At 73.8% G+C, this 15676-nt stretch carries 14 protein-coding genes; 9 read left to right on the top strand and 5 right to left on the bottom strand.

Features of this window, described 5'->3' with window-relative positions:
* Positions 1-53 precede the first annotated feature (53 nt).
* From pgl to tkt, 5 genes are all read right to left on the bottom strand, one after another.
* Entirely contained in the window at positions 54-839 is a 786-nt protein-coding gene (gene pgl / locus BKA22_RS17355; RefSeq protein ID WP_146951961.1) for a 6-phosphogluconolactonase, read from the bottom strand.
* Positions 836-1753, bottom strand: a complete 918-nt coding sequence (locus BKA22_RS17350; protein WP_146951960.1) for a glucose-6-phosphate dehydrogenase assembly protein OpcA — start codon at positions 1751-1753, stop codon at positions 836-838. Before BKA22_RS17350 ends, pgl begins: the two co-directional genes overlap by 4 nt.
* Positions 1750-3291 (bottom strand): glucose-6-phosphate dehydrogenase, encoded by a 1542-nt coding sequence (gene zwf, locus BKA22_RS17345; RefSeq protein ID WP_146951959.1) that lies wholly within the window; start codon positions 3289-3291, stop codon positions 1750-1752. The genes BKA22_RS17350 and zwf overlap by 4 nt, the downstream gene beginning before the upstream one ends.
* On the bottom strand, positions 3288-4415 hold the full coding sequence (tal, locus tag BKA22_RS17340) for a transaldolase (RefSeq protein WP_146951958.1): 1128 nt from the start codon (positions 4413-4415) through the stop codon (positions 3288-3290). The genes zwf and tal overlap by 4 nt, the downstream gene beginning before the upstream one ends.
* Positions 4416-4549: 134 nt before the next feature.
* On the bottom strand, positions 4550-6664 hold the full coding sequence (tkt, locus tag BKA22_RS17335) for a transketolase (protein WP_146951957.1): 2115 nt from the start codon (positions 6662-6664) through the stop codon (positions 4550-4552).
* 566 nt (positions 6665-7230) lie between these two features.
* Between tkt and BKA22_RS17330 the strand changes: the two genes are divergently transcribed.
* The 9 genes from BKA22_RS17330 to BKA22_RS17290 all read left to right on the top strand — a co-directional run bounded on the left by BKA22_RS17330 (position 7231) and on the right by BKA22_RS17290 (position 15609).
* Complete coding sequence (locus BKA22_RS17330; protein WP_218867384.1) at positions 7231-8136, top strand: heme o synthase; 906 nt, start codon at positions 7231-7233, stop codon at positions 8134-8136.
* Positions 8137-8153: 17 nt separating this feature from the next.
* Complete coding sequence (locus BKA22_RS17325) at positions 8154-9098, top strand: site-specific tyrosine recombinase XerD (protein ID WP_146951956.1); 945 nt, start codon at positions 8154-8156, stop codon at positions 9096-9098.
* An 81-nt stretch (positions 9099-9179) separates the two neighbouring features.
* Entirely contained in the window at positions 9180-10046 is an 867-nt protein-coding gene (locus BKA22_RS17320; RefSeq protein ID WP_146951955.1) for a ParA family protein, read from the top strand.
* Positions 10030-11049, top strand: coding sequence for a segregation and condensation protein A (locus BKA22_RS17315; protein WP_223203453.1), 1020 nt, complete (start codon positions 10030-10032; stop codon positions 11047-11049). The genes BKA22_RS17320 and BKA22_RS17315 overlap by 17 nt, the downstream gene beginning before the upstream one ends.
* Entirely contained in the window at positions 11046-11711 is a 666-nt protein-coding gene (scpB, locus tag BKA22_RS17310; protein WP_146951953.1) for an SMC-Scp complex subunit ScpB, read from the top strand. Before BKA22_RS17315 ends, scpB begins: the two co-directional genes overlap by 4 nt.
* Before the next feature lie 584 nt (positions 11712-12295).
* On the top strand, positions 12296-13030 hold the full coding sequence (locus BKA22_RS17305; protein ID WP_223203452.1) for a pseudouridine synthase: 735 nt from the start codon (positions 12296-12298) through the stop codon (positions 13028-13030).
* A 22-nt stretch (positions 13031-13052) separates the two neighbouring features.
* A complete protein-coding gene (locus BKA22_RS17300; protein WP_146951952.1) occupies positions 13053-14162 on the top strand; it encodes a prephenate dehydrogenase in 1110 nt (369 codons plus the stop codon).
* Positions 14144-14890: a (d)CMP kinase gene (gene cmk / locus BKA22_RS17295; protein ID WP_146951951.1), complete on the top strand. Its 747-nt coding sequence runs from the start codon at positions 14144-14146 to the stop codon at positions 14888-14890. The genes BKA22_RS17300 and cmk overlap by 19 nt, the downstream gene beginning before the upstream one ends.
* Complete coding sequence (locus BKA22_RS17290) at positions 14887-15609, top strand: lysophospholipid acyltransferase family protein (protein WP_223203451.1); 723 nt, start codon at positions 14887-14889, stop codon at positions 15607-15609. Before cmk ends, BKA22_RS17290 begins: the two co-directional genes overlap by 4 nt.
* Positions 15610-15676: the final 67 nt, after the last annotated feature.

Below are 15676 nucleotides of genomic sequence, written 5' to 3'. Positions count from 1 at the left end.
CCTCGTCTTCTGGTCGGGACCCGGCCGGCCCGTAGGGGTGCTCTCAGGCGCGCTCAGTGCGCCTGTGACGGACCGGGAACGGCAGGGGCCTCCGACACCGCGGCGGCGTCCACGAGCCACAGCGTCCGCTCCGTGCCGTAAGCGCCCGCGGCGGGCGTGAGGCTGACCGGTGCGTCGGCCAAGGCCGAGGCCACCGCGTCGGCCTTCTCGGCGCCGGCGGCGACGACCCACACCTGCCGGGCCGCGCGCAGGGCCTCGAACGTCAGGGAGACCCGCAGGGGTGGCGGCTTGGGGGAGCCGTGCACGCCCACGGTCGCCACCCCGCTCGCGCCGAGCGCGACGTGGCCCGGGAACAGCGAGGCCACGTGGCCGTCAGGACCCATGCCGAGCATCAGCACGTCGAACGTCGGGACCTCGGCACCGTCCGTGGCGAAGGAAGCCAGCTCGGATGCGTACCGTTCTGCGGCGACCTCGGGCGTCGGGACGTCCGGGCCGAGCGCGGGGACCGCGTGCACGTTCGCCGAGGGGAGCGCCTCGCCCAGTGCGGTGAGCAGGGCACCGCGCGCCTGCGTCTCGTTGCGGTCGGGGTCGCCGTCGGGAAGGAAGCGCTCGTCTCCCCACCACAGGTGCACCTGCGACCAGTCCACCGCGTCGCGGGCCGGGCTGGCGGCCACGGCCGCAAGCGTCGCGATCCCGACGGTCCCGCCCGTGAGCACGGCGTGCACGGGCGCACGGTGGGACTGCGTGTCGACCAGGTGCGTCAGCAGCCGGGCCGCCGTGGCCGCGGCGAGCACGTTCGCGTCGGGGTGGACGACGACCTCGCGTGCGGGGGCGCTCATGCGTCGATCCTGGCCAGGCCCTTCTGCAGGACCTCCCCGTAGACGTCGTCGGGGTCGAGCCGACGCAGCTCCTCGGCGAGGCACTCGCGCAGGAGCCGGATGGGCAGGGCGATGCGGTGCTCGGGCTGGTCAGGCTGGATGAGCGCCGCCGTCTTGCCGTCGGGGCGCTCGAGCACGATGTCGCCGGAGGCGCGGGTCAGGCGCACGGAGGTGATCGCGGGGGCGTCCTTGACGCGGTCGATGGTGACCGGGCAGCGCAGCGCCTGGGCGAGCCAGGCGGCGACGAGGTCGACCGAGGGGTGGTCGGACTGCCCGGTCACGACGGCGTGGTGCACCGACTCGTAGGGCGGCTGGTCGAGGGTGGCGGCGATGAGCCCGCGCCAGAGGGTCGCGCGGGTCCAGGCGAGGTCGGTGTCGCCCTCGACGTGCACCTGGGACAGGCGGCGAAGGGCCGCCGACGGGTTGGTGCACTGGGTCGAGTCGGTGATGCGGCGCTGGGCCATGCGTCCCAGGGGGTGCCGGCCGGGGTTCTCGGGCACCTCGTAGGGCCACCAGGTGACGATCGGGGCGTCGGGCAGCAGGAGGGGCATGACGAGGGTGTCGAGGTGCTCCGCCAGGTCCGGGGTGGGGCGCAGCACGATGACCTCGCTCGCGCCCGCGTCGCCGCCCAGACGGATCTGGGCGTCGAGGGTGGCGGTGTGCTCGGCGTCGTCCTGGGTCAGGACGAGGACCCGGCAGGGGTGTTCGCGGGAGGCGTCGTTGGCGGCCTCGATGGCGGGCTCGGGGTCGCGGTTGCCGACGTCGATGATGAGGGTGAGCACGCGGCCGAGGGCGACGGCGCCGCCCTCGTCACGTTCGGTGATCAGCCGCTTGTTGATGTCGCGGGTGGTCGTGGCGGGCAGGTCGATGATCACGGTCGCCTCCAGGCGCGTCCGTCACGCGCCATCATCTCGTCGGCCGAGGCCGGTCCCCAGGTGCCGGAGCGGTAGGGCTCCGGTCGGCCCTTGGACGCCCAGTACTGCGTGATGGGGTCCAGGATCTTCCAGGACAGCTCGACCTCCTCGTGCCGGGGGAACAGCGGGGGGTCGCCGAGCAGCACGTCCAGGATGAGGCGTTCGTAGGCCTCGGGGGAGGACTCGGTGAACGCGTGCCCGTACCCGAAGTCCATCGTGACGTCGCGGACCTCCATGGCGGTGCCGGGGACCTTCGCCCCGAACCGCAGGGTGACGCCCTCGTCGGGCTGCACGCGGATGACCAGGGCGTTCTTGCCGAGCTCCTCGGTGGCCGTGGACTCGAACGGCAGGTGCGGGGCGCGCTTGAACACCACGGCGATCTCGGTGACCCGCCGCCCCAGGCGCTTGCCGGTGCGCAGGTAGAACGGGACGCCGGCCCAGCGACGGGTGTCGATGTCGACGCGGATCGCGGCGAACGTCTCGGTGGTGGAGGCCGGGTCGAAGCCCTCCTCCTCGAGGTAGCCGACGACCTTCTCCCCGCCCTGCCACCCGGCGGCGTACTGCCCGCGCGCGGTGTGCTTGCCCAGGTCGCGCGGCAGGCGGACGGCCGAGAGGACCTTCTCCTTCTCCGCGCGCAGGTCGTCGGCGTCGAACGAGACGGGCTCCTCCATCGCGGTCAGGGCCAGCAGCTGCAGCAGGTGGTTCTGGATGACGTCGCGGGCTGCGCCGATGCCGTCGTAGTACCCGGCCCGGCCGCCGATGCCGATGTCCTCGGCCATGGTGATCTGCACGTGGTCGACGTAGTTCGCGTTCCAGATCGGTTCGAACAGCTGGTTCGCGAAGCGCAGCGCCAGCAGGTTCTGCACCGTCTCCTTGCCCAGGTAGTGGTCGATCCGGAAGATGTCGTCCGGGCGGAAGACCTGGGACACGATGTCGTTGAGCTCGCGGGCGGAGGCCAGGTCGTGGCCGAACGGCTTCTCGATGATGACCCGCCGCCAGGTGTTCTCCTGCGGCTGGGACAGCCCGGAACGGGCCAGCTGCTTGGACACCACCGGGAACGCGCTGGGCGGCACGGACAGGTAGAAGGCGTGGTTGCCGCCCGTACCGCGTGAGACGTCGAGCTCCTCGACGGTCTCACGCAGCCGGTCGAACGCGTCGTCGTCGTCGAAGCTGCCCTGCACGAACCGGATGCCCTCGGCCAGCTGCCGCCACGTCGCCTCACGGAACGGCGTGCGGGCGTGCTCGGCGACCGAGTCGTGCACGATCTGCGCGAAGTCCTGCGTCTCCCAGTCGCGCCGTGCAAAACCGGTGAGCGCGAAGCCCGGGGGCAGCAGCCCACGGTTGGTCAGGTCGTACACGGCGGGCATCAGCTTCTTGCGGGCCAGGTCGCCCGTCACCCCGAAGATGACCAGCCCGCAGGGGCCGGCGATACGAGGCAGGCGACGGTCGCGCGGGTCCCGCAGAGGGTTGTGGCCCTCGCTGACCTTGGTGGGCCTCATCGGTCGGCCCCCGACGCGGTGCCCTGCAGTCCCTGCTCCACGGTGCTCAACAGCTGCTCCCAGCTCGCGATGAACTTCTCGACGCCTTCCCGCTCGAGGAGGCTCGTGACCTCGTCGAGGTCGATGCCGACCGCGGCGAGCCGTTCGACGACCTGGGCGGACACCGGCCCGGTGCCCGTCACGGTGTCGCCGGTCACGCGCCCGTGGTCGGCGACCGCCTCGAGCGTGCCCTCGGGCATCGTGTTGACCACCCCGGCCACGACGAGCTCGTCGACGTACCGGGTGTCGGGGTAGGCCTTGTCCTTGACGCCGGTCGAGGCCCACAGCGGCCGCTGCGGGCGGGCACCGGCGGCGGACAGGGCCGCCCACCGTGGGGTGGCCACGCTGTGCTCGTACACCTCGTAGGCCAGACGCGCGTTGGCGATCGCCGCGTGGCCGCGCAGCGCGGCGGCCTGCGGGGTGCCCAGGGCGTCGAGCCTCGGGTCGATCGCCGCGTCGACCCGTGAGACGAAGAACGAGGCGACCGACGCGATCAGCGCCAGGTCGTGCCCGGCCTCCCGGGCCAGCTCGAGGCCGCGCTGGAACGCCTCCAGGACGGCGCGGTACCGCTCGAGCGAGAAGATCAGCGTGACGTTGACCGAGATGCCCTCGGCGAGGACCGCCGTGATGGCAGGCAGGCCCTCGAGCGTCGCGGGGATCTTGACGAGGACGTTGGGCCGATCGACCGCGGCCCACAGGGCCTTGGCGGCCGCGACAGTGCCGGCCGTGTCCCGGGCGAGGCGGGGGTCGACCTCGATCGACACGCGACCGTCGACCCCGCCGGTGGACTCGTGCACCGGGCGCAGGACGTCGGCCGCGGCTCGGACGTCGTCGGTGGTGATCGTGAACACCGCGTCCTCGACGGGCGTGCCGGCCGCGGCCAGCTCGGCCAGCTGGGCGGTGTACGCGTCGCCGTGGGCCAGGGCGCCGGCGAAGATCGTCGGGTTCGTCGTGACACCCGTGACGCCGCGGGCGACGAGCGTCGCGAGGCTGCCCGACCTCAGCCGTTCGCGGGACAGGTCGTCGAGCCAGACGGCGACGCCTGCGGAGGTCAGACGGTCCAACGGGGTCGTGCTCGTAGCCATGGAGATCCCCTTCTCCTGCGTACGTGCCCGCCGTGGCTGCGGCGGGGCGCGCTGGTGCAGCCGTGGGTACGGCCGCGGGTGCGGTCCGGGTGACGGGAGGCTCCAGACCTCTCGCCACCCGGGCCGTCACCGGGTCACCGGGTCGCGGCGACCGCCGCGATCGACTCGTGCGCGGCCTCGACGACGGCCTGCGCCGTGACGCCGAACTCGCGGTACAGCGTCTCGGCGTCGGCCGAGGCGCCGTAGTGCTCGATGGACACCGAACGGCCGGCGTCGCCGACGATCTTGTGCCACGACAGCGACAGGCCGGCCTCGACGGACACCCGGGCGCGCACAACGGTCGGCAGCACGGACTCGCGGTAGTCCGCGTCCTGCTCGGCGAACCACTCCAACGACGGAGCCGAGACGACGCGCGTGGGCACGCCGGCCGCCTCGAGCTGCGTGCGCGCCTCGACGGCGAGCTGCACCTCCGAGCCGGTGCCGATGAGGATGACCTCGGGCGTCCCGGTGCTCGCCTCGAGCAGCACGTACGCACCGCGGGCGACGCCCTCGGCCGACGCGAAGCCGTCCTCGCCGCGCGGGAACGTCGGGACGTTCTGACGCGTGAGGATCAGGCCGACCGGACCGTCGGTGCGCTCGAGGATCGCCTTCCAGGCCTGTGCCGTCTCGTTGGCGTCCGCCGGGCGCACGATCGCCAGACCCGGGATGGCCCGGACCGCGGTGAGGTGCTCGATGGGCTGGTGCGTCGGGCCGTCCTCGCCCAGGCCGATCGAGTCGTGCGTCCACACGTACACGGCCGGGACGCCCATGAGCGCGGCCAGACGGACCGACCCGCGCATGTAGTCGCTGAACGTGAAGAACGTGCCGCCGTACGCGCGCGTCAGGCCGTGCAGCGTGATGCCCGACAGGATCGCGCCCATGGCGTGCTCACGGATGCCGAAGTGCAGCGTGCGCCCGTACGGCGTGCCGGCGAACGAGTGCGTCGAGCGGTCGGTGGGCAGGAAGGACGGCTCGCCCTTCATCGTGGTGTTGTTCGAACCGGCCAGGTCGGCCGAGCCGCCCCACAGCTCGGGCAGCACGGGTGCCAGCGCGGAGAGGATGTCGCCGGAGGCGGCACGCGTCGCGACGGACTTGCCGGCCGGGAACACCGGCAGCGCCTCGGCCCAGTCCTCGGGCAGCTTGCCCTCGACGAGCCGGTCGAGCAGCGTGGCCCGCTCCGGGTTGGCGGTGCGCCACGCGTCGTAGCCGGCCTGCCAGGTCGCGCGGTCGGCCTTGGCGCGCTCGCCGAGCGCACGCGTGTGGGCGATGACCTCGGGGGCGACGTCGAAGGACTTCTCCGGGTCGAAGCCGAGCAGCTCCTTCAGGCCGGCGATCTCGGTGCCGCCCAGCTTGGAGCCGTGCGAGGCGTGGTCGTTCTGCTTGGTGGGCGAGGGCCAGGCGATGATCGTGCGCAGGCCGATGAACGACGGCTTGTCGGTGACGGCCTTGGCCGCCTCGATCGCCGCGTGCAGCGCGTCGACGTTCTCGCGGTAGCCGTCCGGCTCGGCCGTCCAGTCCACGAACTGCACGTGCCAGCCGTAGGACTCGTACCGGGCCAGCACGTCCTCGGTGAAGGCGATCTGCGTGTCGCCCTCGATCGAGATGTGGTTGTCGTCCCACAGCACGATGAGGTTGCCCAGCTCCTGCGTGCCGGCGATCGAGGACGCCTCGCTCGTCACGCCCTCCTGCAGGTCACCGTCCGAGGCCAGCACGTACACGTGGTGGTCGAACGGGCTGGTGCCCGGGGCTGCGTCGGGGTCGAGCAGGCCGCGCTCACGACGGGCGGCCATCGCGAAGCCGACCGAGGAGGCCAGGCCCTGGCCCAGCGGGCCGGTCGTGATCTCGACACCGGCCGTGTGCCGCCACTCGGGGTGACCCGGGGTCTTCGAGCCCCACGTGCGCAGCGCCTCGAGGTCCTCCAGCTCCAGGCCGAAGCCGCCCAGGTACAGCTGGATGTACTGCGTGAGGCTGGAGTGCCCGGCCGAGAGGATGAACCGGTCGCGACCGAGCCAGTGCGGGTCGGCCGGGTCGTGCCGCAGCACGTTCTGGTAGAGCAGGTAGGCGGCGGGCGCGAGGCTGATCGCGGTGCCAGGGTGGCCGTTGCCGACCTTCTCGACGGCGTCAGCAGCCAGGACACGGACGGTGTCGACCGCCCGGATGTCCAGATCGGTCCAACCGACCGTCTGCGCCAGGGGAGCCTTCGCGTTCACCGCACCTCATTCCCGCCCGGGGCCGGGGGAGACCGGGGGACCGGGCGTCATGTCGCACTGGACAGCACCCGCCTGCGGGGTGCCGGTCCGGGTCCGCGCCGACGCGCGGCCCGTCTGCGCCGAGCCTATATCCGGTGCCAGGCGGCCACGTGCACCGTCCGTCCCACGGCCGGCGGCACCTACGACGCTCCCGGAACGGGGCCGGACCTGCATCGGCCGGTCGAGGAAGGCGACCAAACTCACAGGACCAAGGTCCTTCACGACGGCCTCGTCGAGGGTGCGCCCCGAGGGCGAGGCCGTACCATGGCGGGGCTGCTCGACCCTCATCCGCTCCACGAACGGACCCCCAGCGCGTGCGCCTCACCAGCCCTCCGCCCGTCGACGACGCCGGTGCGTCGGCCCGTCCGGTGCCGAAGGTGCGCACGGGCGGCCACGGGTTCGCAGGTCGTGATCGCTCGCAGGACGAGGCCGTGCACCCCTCCGCCCCGGAGGGGTCCGCCGGCGAGGTGGCACCCGGCGACGACGTGCTCGCCCCGCCTGCGCCGCCGCGCGGTCCGCGCCCGCACCTGCCTTCCGACGCCCGCCGCGGATGGCGGCGCACCCTCGCCGGCTACGTCGCCCTCACCAAGCCCCGCGTCATCGAGCTGCTGCTGGTCACGACGCTGCCGACGATGATCCTGGCCGAACGCGGTCTGCCGTCCCTGTGGCTCGTGCTGGCCACCCTCGTCGGCGGCGCCGGCGCGGCCGGTTCGGCCAACGTGCTCAACTGCTACATCGACCGCGACATCGACCAGGTGATGAACCGCACCAAGCGGCGCGGCACCGCCACCGGGGAGATCTCCGGACCTGCGGCGCTCACCTTCGGCCTCGTGCTCGGCGCGGTGTCGTTGGCCTGGCTGTGGTTCGTGGTCAACGCGGTCTCCGCGCTCCTGACGGCCGGGGCGATCCTGCTCTACGTCGTCGGTTACACGATGATCCTCAAGCGGCGCACACCCCAGAACATCGTGTGGGGTGGTGCCGCGGGCTGCATGCCCGTCCTCATCGGATGGTCGGCCGTCACGCAGGGCGTCTCGTGGGAGGCGGCGCTGCTGTTCGGCGTCGTCTTCTTCTGGACGCCGCCGCACTACTGGCCGCTGTCGATGAAGTTCCGTCGCGACTACGAGGCCGCCGGCGTGCCGATGCTGCCCGTCGTCGCCGAGGACACCAAGGTCGCCCGCGAGATGGTCGCCTACACCCTCGCGATGATCGCCTGCACGCTCGTCCTGTGGCCCGTGGCCTCCTTGACCTGGGTCTACGGCCTCGTCGCCACGGGCGCCGGAGCGTGGTTCCTGTGGTCGTGCCTGTCGCTGTGGCGGCGTGCCAAGGACCCCTCCCGCGGCCCCCTGAAGGCCATGAAGGTCTTCCACGCCTCGATCACGTACCTGACGATCGTGTGCCTGGCGATCTGCGTCGACGTCTTCCTGCCGTTCTGAGCGCGGTGCCGCACGCCATGACGGGCACCGACCCGTGGCACGAGGCCCTCGAGACGTACCTGGCGCACCTGACCGTCGAACGCGGCCTGTCCGTCAACACCGTCGCCGCCTACCGCCGCGACCTCGACCGCTACGCCGCGTACCTGGCCGCCACCGGCCGCACCGACCCGTCCGAGGTCACCGAGCGCGACGTGGAGGACTTCGTGCTCGCCCTGCGCACCGGCTCCGACGGGCGTGCCGTGCTCTCGGCGGCCTCGAGCGCGCGCGCCGTCGTCGCGGTGCGCGGGTGGCACCGCTTCTGGCTCCTCGAAGGGGTCACGGGCGCCGACACCGCCGGAGCCGTGCGGCCGCCCGCGCAACCACGCCGCCTGCCCAAGGCCATCTCCGTCGACGACGTCGGCCGGCTCATCGACGCGGCCGGGCTCGGCGACGGCCCCGTCCCGCTGCGCGACCGGGCGCTGCTCGAGCTCGTCTACTCCACCGGGGCACGCATCTCCGAAGGCGTCGGCCTCGACGTCGACGACCTCGACCGCACCCCCGGGCGCGGGAGCGTGCGCCTGCTCGGCAAGGGTGGCAAGGAACGGGTGGTCCCCGTCGGCGCGTACGCACTGGACGCCGTCGACGCCTACCTGGTGCGCGGAAGGCCCGCGCTCGCAGCGGGAGGCCGGACGGGCGGGCCCGCCCTGTTCCTCAACACGCGGGGGGCGCGGCTGAGCCGGCAGAGCGCGTGGGCGGCGCTGCGGCTGGCGGCCGAGCGCGCCGGGCTGCCCGGCGCCCAGCACATCTCGCCGCACACGCTGCGGCACTCCTTCGCGACCCACCTGCTCGCCGGCGGCGCGGACGTACGCGTCGTGCAGGAGCTGCTCGGGCACGCCTCGGTGACCACGACGCAGATCTACACGCTCGTCACCCGGGACACCCTGCGCGAGGTCTACGCGGCAGCGCACCCGCGCGCGCTGTGAGCGGCAGGACGCACGACGAACGTGTCGCCGCACCGGACTGTCGCAGGCCCGCGCGCGCCCGCCTCCGGTAGGTTGTCCCGCGTGGTGAGCCAGGAGACGACCGACCCGCAGACCGACGCCGTGGGGCGGCCGCTGCCCGACTTCCCGGAGCCCGCGCCCCTCGCCTCCCACGGGCCCGCGCGCGTGATCGCGATGTGCAACCAGAAGGGTGGCGTCGGCAAGACGACCACCACGATCAACCTGGCTGCCGCCCTCGCCGAGTACGGCCGGCGCGTCCTCATCGTCGACTTCGACCCGCAGGGTGCCGCCTCCGTGGGTCTCGGCATCAGCCCGCACGAGCTGGACCGCACGGTCTACAACCTGCTGATGGAGCGCGACGCGACCGTCGCCGACGTGCTGCGCCGCACCGAGGTCCCCGGGCTCGACCTGCTGCCTGCCAACATCGACCTGTCGGCTGCCGAGGTCCAGCTGGTCGGCGAGGTCGCGCGCGAGTCCGTGCTCAGCCGCGCGCTGCGGCCCGTGCTCGACGACTACGACGTCGTCCTCATCGACTGCCAGCCCTCGCTCGGCCTGCTCACGGTCAACGCCCTGACCGCCTCGCACGGCGTGCTCATCCCGCTCGAGTGCGAGTTCTTCGCCCTGCGCGGCGTCGCGCTGCTCGTGGAGACCATCGAGAAGGTCCGCGACCGGCTCAACCCCCGGCTCGAGGTCGACGGCATCCTCGCGACCATGTACGACTCGCGCACGCTGCATGCCCGCGAGGTCGTCGCCCGGGTGCACGAGGCCTTCGGCGACGACCTCCTGCAGACCGTCATCGCCCGCACGGTGAAGTTCCCGGACGCGACCGTCGCGGCCGAGCCCATCACGACCTATGCGCCCACCCACTCCGGCGCGGCGGCCTACCGCCAGCTGGCCCGCGAGCTCGTCGCCCGTGGCGACGCGGCCTGAGGGCGCCGCGGTCCCCACCGAGCAGCCTGCCACCGGGGCCGCGGCCCCCGTCGGCACGCACGGTTTCGACGTCCACCTCGACAACTTCACCGGGCCGTTCGACCTGCTCCTCGGCCTCATCGCCAAGCACAAGCTCGACATCACCGAGGTCGCCCTGGCGAAGGTCACCGACGAGTTCATCGCGCACATCCGTGCCGGCGAGCGGGCCTCGGCGAACGGCGGCACGGGCTGGGACCTGGGACAGGCCAGCGAGTTCCTCGTCGTGGCCGCCACGCTCCTCGACCTCAAGGCCGCCCGGCTGCTGCCCTCGGCCGAGGTCGAGGACGCCGAGGACCTCGAGCTCCTCGAGGCACGCGACCTGCTCTTCGCCCGCCTCCTGCAGTACCGCGCGTACAAGGTCGTCGCCGCCGACATCGGCGAACGGCTCGCGGCCGAGGGGCGCCGCTACCCCCGGCTCGTGCAGCTCGAACCCCAGCTGGCCGCGCTCCTGCCCGAGCTCGTGTGGCAGATCGGACCCGACCAGCTCGCAGCCCTCGCGGCCAAGGCGCTCGCCCCCAGGCCCGCACCGCCGGGGGTGGACGTCAGCCACCTGCACGCACCCCCCGTCAGCGTCCGCGAGCAGGCGGCACTCCTGGTCGGCAGGCTCCGGCACGGCGGGGCCACCTCGTTCCGCGCGCTGACGGCCGACGCCGGGTCCACGATCGTGGTCGTGGCACGCTTCCTCGCCCTCCTCGAGCTCTTCCGGGAAGGGGCGGTCGGCTTCGACCAGGTGACCCCGCTCGGGGAGCTGACGGTGCGCTGGACCGGTGCGCAGGAGGGCGAGGTCGAGGTGTCCGACGACTTCGACGAGCTCGACACGACGGTCGGGACCACCTCGTCGTACGACGACGATCCCACGGCCGAGAGAGGGACGGCACCGGCACCCGACCCGCAGCCGGCGCCGGGCGCGAGCTCGGACACCGGAGCACACGCGGGGACCGACAGCGAGAGGGCGCACCGATGAGCGAGGACCTGACCGCCACCGCGGGAGTCGACGACGACGAGAGGCCGGGCACAGGCGTACCCGACGAGCTCGCGTTCGACGTCGACGACCTGCCCGGCGGTGCGCTCGCCGCGCTCGAGGCCGTGCTGATGGTCGCCGACGAGCCCGTCCCGGCGGTGCGGCTCGCGACCGCCCTCGCCCTGCCGACCGGGCGCGTCGAGGCGCTCCTGCACGAGCTGGCCGCCGAGTACCGCGCAGAGAGCGGCGGCCGACCGCGCGGCTTCGAGCTGCGCCGGGTCGGCGAGGGCTGGCGCATCTACTCCGCCCCGCTGTACGCCGACGTCGTCGGACGGTTCGTCGTCGACGGCCAGACCGCCCGGCTCACGCAGGCCGCGCTGGAGACCCTCGCGGTCGTCGCGTACCGGCAACCGGTCACCCGCGGGCAGGTCTCGGCGGTCCGCGGGGTCAACGTCGACGGCGTCATGCGGACCCTCACGGCCCGCGGGCTCGTCGTCGAGACGGGCACCGAACCGTCCAGCGGTGCAGTCCTGTACGGGACCACGGGATACTTCATGGAGCGGATGGGGCTGGCGAGCCTGGACGAGCTACCGCCGCTCGCCCCCTACCTGCCCGACTTCGACTCCCTCGAGGGCGTCGACCAGAGCACGGATGAGGGACGATGAGCGCACAGGATCGACGGGCCACCCCGGGACGCGGCGGAGAGCCGCGACGCAGCAGCGGCGGGCACAGCGGTGGCTACGGCCGCACCGGTGGCCAGGCCAGCGGCGGGCAGGGTACTGGTGGGCAGGGAACCGGCGGGCGCGGTGCCGGCGGGTCCGGCACCGGTGGCTACGGAGGCCGTGACCAGGGCAGCCGGGGACAGACCGGCCGCGGGCAGGGCGAACGTGGGCAGGGCGAACGCTGGCGGGACCGCGACGAGCGAGGCGCCGGCCGTGCGGGTGCCCCGCGCCAGTCCGGCAGCGGACAGGGTGACGGCCGAGGCGCCGGCCGCGGTCGCGGCACGTCCGGTGGCACGGGCAGCACGTCAGGCGGTCCCCGCATCACCTCGGGTGGCCCCCGTATCGCCACCGGCGGCCCCCGCAGCAGCGGCCGACCCGCCGGTGCCGACCGCGCGGGCCAGGGGACCTCGGCCGGGCGTCCCGCACGTGCCGGCAAGGTGCCCACGGGCCGCGGGCGAGCAGCCTCCGCCGCACGCACCCAGACCCGTCCGACGCGCCCGCCCCGGACACCCGAGGTCACGATCGACGTGCACGACCCCGACGGCGTGCGCCTGCAGAAGGTGCTCGCAGCCGCCGGCCTGGGCTCACGTCGCTCCTGCGAGGAGCTCATCGCCACCGGCCGCGTCACCGTGGACGGCTCCACCGTGCGCGAGCTCGGCGTCCGCGTCGACCCCCTGCGCGCCGTCATCCACGTCGACGGGCTGCGCGTCCAGCTCGACACCTCCATGGTGACCCTCGCGCTCAACAAGCCCCTGGGCGTCGTCTCGACCATGCACGACCCCGACGGGCGCCCCTCGCTCGCGCAGTTCGTCGCCGACCGGTCCGAACGGCTCTTCCACGTCGGCCGCCTCGACGCCGAGACCGAGGGCCTCATCCTGCTGACCAACGACGGGGAGCTCGCCAACCGGCTCTCGCACCCCTCGCACGGTGTGCCCAAGACCTACCTCGCGCACCTCGACGGCCGCGTTCCCGCCTCGCTGCCCGCACGGCTCAAGGCCGGCGTCGAGCTCGAGGACGGCGTGGTCACGATCGACAAGTTCTCCGTCGTGCAGACCACCCCGCAGGCCAGCCTCGTCGAGATCGTCCTGCACGAGGGCCGCAACCGCGTCGTCCGCCGCATCTTCGAGGAGCTCGGCTACCCGGTCACACGGCTCGTCCGCACCCAGATCGGTCCCGTCCGCCTGGGCGACCTGCGCCCCGGACGCACCCGCGTCCTCGGCAAGACCGAGGTCGGCTCGCTCATGACCCGGGTCGGGCTGTGACCTGGCAGGACCGCACCCGGTGATGGTCGCCGCCACCCGCGGTCCCGTCCGCGTCGTCGGCACCGGGCTGCTCGGCACCTCCGTCGGTCTGGGCCTACGCGCCCTGGGCGTCGACGTCGTCCTGCACGACCCGTCCCGCACCGCCGTCGCCCTCGCGCGCGACGTCGGCGCGGGACGACCCGCGCGCCCCGAGGACCCCGAACCGGCGCTCGTCGTCGTCGCCGCACCTCCGGACGTGACCGCCGACGTCGTCCTCGCCGAGCTCACCGCCCACCCCCGGGCGGTCGTCACCGACGTCGCCAGCGTCAAGCGCTACGTGCTCGACGAGCTGCGCGCCGCCGGCGCCGACCTGCACCGCTACGTCGGCTCCCACCCCATGGCCGGACGCGAACGCACCGGACCCTCCGCCGCCGTGCCCGACCTGTTCCTCGGGCGCCCCTGGGTCATCGCCGACTCCGGCTCCTCCACCCCCGAGGCGCTGCTGGCGGTGCGCGCGCTCGCGGTCGACCTCGGGGCCGTCCCGGTCACCATGGCCGCCGACGAGCACGACGCGGCCGTGGCCGCGGTCTCCCACGTGCCGCAGGTCACGGCGAGCCTCGTCGCGGCGCGGCTGCGAGGGCTCGAGGACGACGCGCTCGGGCTGGCCGGGCAGGGGTTGCGCGACGTGACCCGGATCGCCGCCTCGGATCCCGCGCTGTGGACCTCGATCCTGGCGGCCAACGCCGGGCCCGTGCGCGACGTGCTGGTCGCCCTGCGTGCGGATCTCGACGTGGTCATCGGTGCACTGGGCGTCGCCGACGAGGCGACAGGGCCCGAGACCGTCGGCGTGGGTGCGCTGGCGGCCATCGCCCAGACGATCGCTGCGGGCAACGCGGGCGTGTCGCGGATTCCCGGCAAGCACGGCGGGGCGCGCCGACCGTACGCCCAGGTCAGCGTGCTCGTCCCGGACGAGCCCGGCGAGCTGGCCCGGCTGCTGGTGGACGTCGGCGAGGTCGGCGTCAACCTGGAGGATCTCGCACTGGAGCACGCCGCCGGCCGACCGGTCGGCATGGCGATCATCTCGGTGCTGCCCGGCAGCGCCGAGCACCTGGAGGCGGAGCTCACGGCCCGCGGATGGAGACTGGTGAGTTGAGCACGGCAGCGCCGACGGCCCTGGTGGTCGCGATCGACGGACCCTCGGGGTCCGGCAAGTCCAGCGTGTCGAAGGCCGTCGCCCGCGCACTGGGTCTGGCGTACCTCGACACGGGGGCGATGTACCGGGCGGCGACGTGGTGGTGCCGCGAGCAGGGCGTGCCGCTCGACGACGCCGCCGCCGTGGCGGCCGTGGTCCGTGCGATGCCCCTGGTCATGGGGGTGGACCCCGAGGCGCCGGGGGTGCACGTCGACGGCACGGACGTCGGTGCGGCGATCCGGCGGACGGAGATCTCCTCGATCGTGAGTGCGGTCGCGACGAACCTCGAGGTGCGCGCCGAGCTGGGTCGGCTGCAGCGCGCGGCGATCGACGCCGAGCGAGCGGGCGGCTTCTCCCACGGGCGGGGGATCGTCGCCGAGGGGCGGGACATCACGACGGTCGTCGCCCCGGACGCGGACGTGCGCGTGCTGCTGACCGCGAGCGAGGAGGCCCGCCTGGCGCGTCGCGCGCTCGAGGTGCACGGCGCGGCCGACGCGGCGGCGGTCGAGGCGACCCGCGACCAGGTGGTCCGCCGGGACGCGGACGACTCGGCGGTCGTGCAGTTCCACGTCGCCGCCGACGGTGTCGCCACGGTCGACTCCTCGGCGCTGGACTTCGACGAGACGGTCCGGGCGGTGCTCGACGTCGTCGTGCAGGCCTCCGGCCGGGTTGACCTGGTGGGACGGTGACCGGGGCACCGAAGGGCACCGGCGGATCCTCTGGCGCGGGCACCGAGGTCCCCGGACCGCGCGCCGCGCGTCGCGGACGACTGCTGGGCCTCGTCCTGGCCCGCGGGGTCTGGTCGACGCGGGTGGTCGGTGCCGAGAACGTGCCCCTGGAGGGCCCGGTGCTCCTGGCGCCGAACCACACCGGCGTGGCCGACGGGCCTGTCGTGGCCGGCGTCACGCCGCGACCGGCGCACCTGCTCGTCAAGGAGTCGATGTTCACCGGGCCCGTGGGCATGATCCTGCGGGGCGCGGGCCAGATCCCCGTGGACCGTGAGGGCGGCCGTGCGGCGCTCGCCACGGCGCTGGGCGTGCTGCGGCGCGGGGGAGTGGTCGGGGTGTTCCCGGAGGGCAACCGTGGCCGGGGTGACGCGGCCGACGCGCGTGCCGGGGTCGCGTGGCTGGCGCTCAACGGTCACGCCCCGGTCGTCCCGGTCGCCGTGCTCGGCACGCGTCGGACGGGGGAGTCCGTCGGTCACGTGCCCGGGTTCCGCAGGCGGTTCGTCGTCGAGTTCGGGGCCCCGATCGTGCTGGAGCGTCCCCCGGGCGTGTCCGGCCGGGACGCCCTGGTGCTGGCGAACGACACCGTCCGGACGGCGCTCGCCACGCTCGTGGCCGAGGCGTCCGCACGGACGGGTATCGAGCTGCCGACCGACGACCCGAACCGTCAGACGCGGGCCTGAGATCGCCCTTCGGGCTGCGCACGAGGACGTTGTGAGCGGGTTGTCGGCGGCCCGGTCGTCCGCTGGG

Source organism: Cellulomonas soli (assembly GCF_013409305.1).
Taxonomy (GTDB): Bacteria; Actinomycetota; Actinomycetes; order Actinomycetales; family Cellulomonadaceae; genus Cellulomonas; species Cellulomonas soli.
This window is presented reverse-complemented; position numbering and strand designations above follow the sequence as displayed.